This window comes from Xenorhabdus sp. PB62.4 (genome assembly GCF_014467285.1).
GTDB lineage: Bacteria > Pseudomonadota > Gammaproteobacteria > Enterobacterales > Enterobacteriaceae > Xenorhabdus.
In genome coordinates this window covers 1-3,257 of record NZ_NKHR01000063.1, presented here as the reverse complement: position 1 = coordinate 3,257, position 3,257 = coordinate 1, and the positions used below count along the sequence as shown (strand labels likewise).

The window sequence follows — 3,257 nt, the reverse complement described above, 5'->3', positions numbered from 1 at the left end:
ATCAAGAGACTGAATCGCAAAACGATAGGTTACTCTAAATCAGAGGAGATGCACGATAAAGTGATAGGAACTTTCATTGAGTGCGAGCACTACTTTTAATGCTCAATCTAACCATTTAATACATAACCAATGTCGTTGGTATACTGCGAATGCTATATTTTACGGCAATATTCTGAAAATCATCGATATTAACTTCTCCAAAAGTGGCGTTCTCTTTCATGTCGTTTGATAATTGGCTAAATGTAGGGGCAACGGCACGGCAAGGCCCGCACCACGGAGCCCAGAACCGGACAACACAGATCCCTTTCATATTGATAACGCTATCAAAATTAGCTTCGGTTAGTTCAATTAATGTACTCATGTTGGAACCTCAGTCATGATTGTGCATACGGTTACGGTTAGCTTAGAATACCAGATATCAATTAGTCAATTACTATATTGAATATTATATTAATTGAGGGGGGGGTAGATTGAACAAAAAACATCGGTAATTTCATGAGTAAGACACAAACCGTGAATGAACAGATCCCGACTTTTTCTGATGTCATCAGTATGATGGCGCTCGCGTCAGCGGATATGGCATCTGCCTTTGAAAAGCTGTACACGCCAACCCTCAATAATGGAAATATAACCTATAAATTCAAATATTTAATTGCAATCACCATTGCCATCGCATCAGGTGCCGATGAACCGTTGAGAAACCACATTAGATCAGGAATAAAAAGCGGATTAACGCGAGAAGAGTTCGTGGAAGGAATTGGGGTGGCCGTATTAATGAAAGGCGAGAGTGCGTTTATTTTTCCATATGAAAGGTTAAAACCACCGACTTTAGTCGGTCAGATTTAGCTACGATACTGCGTTGCACGAGAGGTGCAATATGAATTACAAATATGGCAGCCACACGGTATTTCAGATTGAATATCATTTTGTGTGGGTAACTAAGTACAGATACAAAGTGTTGACAGGTGAAGTTGCTCTACGCGTGCGAGAGTTAGTTCGTCAGACATATGAAGCATTTGAAATCAGGATATTAGAAGGTGTAGTGAGTCAAGATCACGTTTATATACTGGTGGGGTATTCCCCCAACCTTGGCGCCCTCAGAAATCATGAGGAGATTGAAGGGAAGGACAGCGAATAAGTTGTTTGAAGAGTTTTCGCATCTGAAAAAGCGCTACTGGGGTCGACATTTTTGGGGCAGAGGCTATTTTTGTGCCACGGTGGGCCAGTTAACGGAAGAAATGATAAAGGCTTATCTGGCGCATCATTTTGAACCGAATCCGGATGATAAGTTCAGAATGGACAATTGACGCATCGTTCAGCCGATGCGTATCCGGACTTTCAGTCCGTTAATCACTAACCCACCGACTTTAGTAGGTGGTTGTTGAGTTATGGGGCAAAAGCCTTGGCAATGTACGACCTTACTAAAAGCGGCGAATGTTAAAAAAACAAACCTCATGATTTTCAATAAGGTTTGTCATGGGGTTAGACAACGGGTATCACTAATATTTTTCTTTATTTACATAATAATCAAACAGAATCGGAATAAGAGCGGTCATTGCCAGTAGTGCGCTCACCCAACCAATAGAAGCTAAACCATAACCGGTATTGATAGCTAACCCGGCAAGTAAAGGGGCCAATGTGATCCCAAGCTGAAAGGCAGAGACGTTGGTTGCTCCGGCTAATGTGGGGGCACCATCGGCAATGGTATAAACCCGGTTCATGACCGCAGGATTAACGACGAAGCCGAATATACCGAGAAAAAATACCAAGCAAATGGTGATAATCAAATTTTCGGCTAAAAAGGCTAATGCAACAGAGATCAGCATAACGCCCAGTGTGCCAATAATCAGAGTCTTGAAAGGGTATTTATTAGTGGTACGGCCACCAATGGTGAGTCCGATAAAAGCTCCGATACCAAACAGAGAGAGAACCGCCGGAAGCCAGGTGACGGTCAGTTTGCTGGTATCAATAAGCAGCGCTCCTAAATAGCCGAAGGTTGCCATATAAGCAGCGGTTGTCAGGATTGTCGTACCATAAGCCACCCATAACCCGGGGCGGGCCATCGTTTTTAACTCAATATGTAATGCGGGAGACTGCTCCTGTTGTATGTCGGGCAGCATAAACCACAAGACAATCGCGGTAATCAACGTGACCACGGCAATCACCCAAAACCCCGCTCGCCATCCGGCAATATCACTGATCATGGTGCCAAGCGGCCCTCCAATCACCATTGCCATACTTAACCCACTCACCACAATGGACAGTGCTTTTGCTGTGTGCTCCTTGGTGACCAGATTAACTGCTGTCGTTGCCGCGACCGCCCAAAATCCGGCATAAGCCACTCCTCCCACAACACGGCTAACTAACAATGACCAATAACCTTGTGAAAGCATTCCGGCGGCAGTGGCGGCAATAAATAATGCCTGACTGATCAATAACGTTGTTCGTCTGGGCCAGCGTAGTGTTACCACCGCCAGAGGGGGAGCGCCAAGTAAAACCCCTACTGCAAAAGAGGAAATTAACGTCCCTGTCAGCGGTAAAGAAATTTGTAAGTCCTCAGCAATTTTCGGTAACACACCTGAGATCAAAAATTCAGAGCTTCCCATAGCAAATAGGCTGATTCCTAAGAGGTAAACTGCCACCGGGATACTCGATTGAGTAACATTTGAAATGGTCATCATGGACTCCATAGTGATTGACTTTAAGTATATTACATCACTATTATTCAATTATTCAATTGGTAAATTGAATTTACGTCAATGACTATATCAACCCAACTTCAAGATGCGTGTCATTTCTCCTCGCGCAGCGGGGGAGAGATAAACCCTCGTTTCACCTATCAAGGAGCATGGATATATCCGCGGTGGCTGTTAAAATGGCCAAAGTTGTTCATGCTGTTGTTAAAAATAATGTTGATTACTACGGATATTATGAAGTGAGTCATGGGGCGTAATTCATTAGGTCGTTAAGGCTCTTTGCGATCTCGTATACCCGTCGTAATTGAAGATGCTTGATTTTTCATTCATATCAGCGCAGGATCGCGCCCATGAAAATTAATCTAACAGATGCCCAAAAAGAAGCCCTCGAATTGATGCATGATACAACTCGTGATGGAAGGGTACGTGACCGCATCAAGGCCGTTCTTTTAGCTTCCGAGGGCTGGACTGCCCAGATGATTGCTCAGGCTTTGCGTATTCATGAAAGTACCGTCAGTCGTCATCTGAAAGATTATTTCTCTGAGGAAAAGCTCACCCCTG

At 43.9% G+C, this 3,257-nt stretch carries 5 protein-coding genes and 1 pseudogene; 4 read left to right on the top strand and 2 right to left on the bottom strand.

Annotation, left to right across the window (positions count from 1 at the left end; genetic code table 11):
- Positions 1-99 (top strand): IS1 family transposase (locus tag Xenpb_RS19070; RefSeq protein ID WP_222943050.1); only part of this gene is annotated, 99 nt, incomplete at its 5' end.
- Between the two features lie 16 nt (positions 100-115).
- On the opposite strand, the gene Xenpb_RS19065 is transcribed toward Xenpb_RS19070, so the two are convergent.
- The gene (locus tag Xenpb_RS19065; protein WP_187655701.1) at positions 116-361 is read right to left on the bottom strand and encodes a co-chaperone YbbN; all 246 of its coding nucleotides are present in this window, start codon (positions 359-361) and stop codon (positions 116-118) included.
- 134 nt (positions 362-495) lie between these two features.
- On the opposite strand from Xenpb_RS19065, the gene Xenpb_RS19060 reads away from it, so the two are divergent.
- Positions 496-846, top strand: a complete 351-nt coding sequence (locus Xenpb_RS19060; RefSeq protein WP_187655700.1) for a carboxymuconolactone decarboxylase family protein — start codon at positions 496-498, stop codon at positions 844-846.
- 31 nt (positions 847-877) lie between these two features.
- Positions 878-1,307 (top strand): annotated as a pseudogene (tnpA, locus tag Xenpb_RS19055) (IS200/IS605 family transposase).
- 192 nt (positions 1,308-1,499) lie between these two features.
- Here the strand turns inward: tnpA and Xenpb_RS19050 are convergent.
- Positions 1,500-2,681 carry a Cmx/CmrA family chloramphenicol efflux MFS transporter gene (locus tag Xenpb_RS19050; protein WP_255523211.1) on the bottom strand — a complete coding sequence of 394 codons (1,182 nt, stop codon included), beginning with the start codon at positions 2,679-2,681 and terminating at the stop codon, positions 1,500-1,502.
- A gap of 365 nt (positions 2,682-3,046) precedes the next feature.
- Here Xenpb_RS19050 and Xenpb_RS19045 point away from each other — a divergent pair.
- The coding region (locus tag Xenpb_RS19045) for a helix-turn-helix domain-containing protein (protein WP_187655699.1) at positions 3,047-3,257 on the top strand (211 nt) is incomplete at its 3' end.

Bases quoted from the DNA above. Each gene is read 5' to 3' on its own strand.
- Xenpb_RS19065 (WP_187655701.1), bottom strand. From the start codon at position 361: ATGAGTACATTAATTGAACTAACCGAAGCTAATTTTGATAGCGTTATC.
- Xenpb_RS19060 (WP_187655700.1), top strand. From the start codon at position 496: ATGAGTAAGACACAAACCGTGAATGAACAGATCCCGACTTTTTCTGAT.
- Xenpb_RS19050 (WP_255523211.1), bottom strand. From the start codon at position 2,681: ATGATGACCATTTCAAATGTTACTCAATCGAGTATCCCGGTGGCAGTT.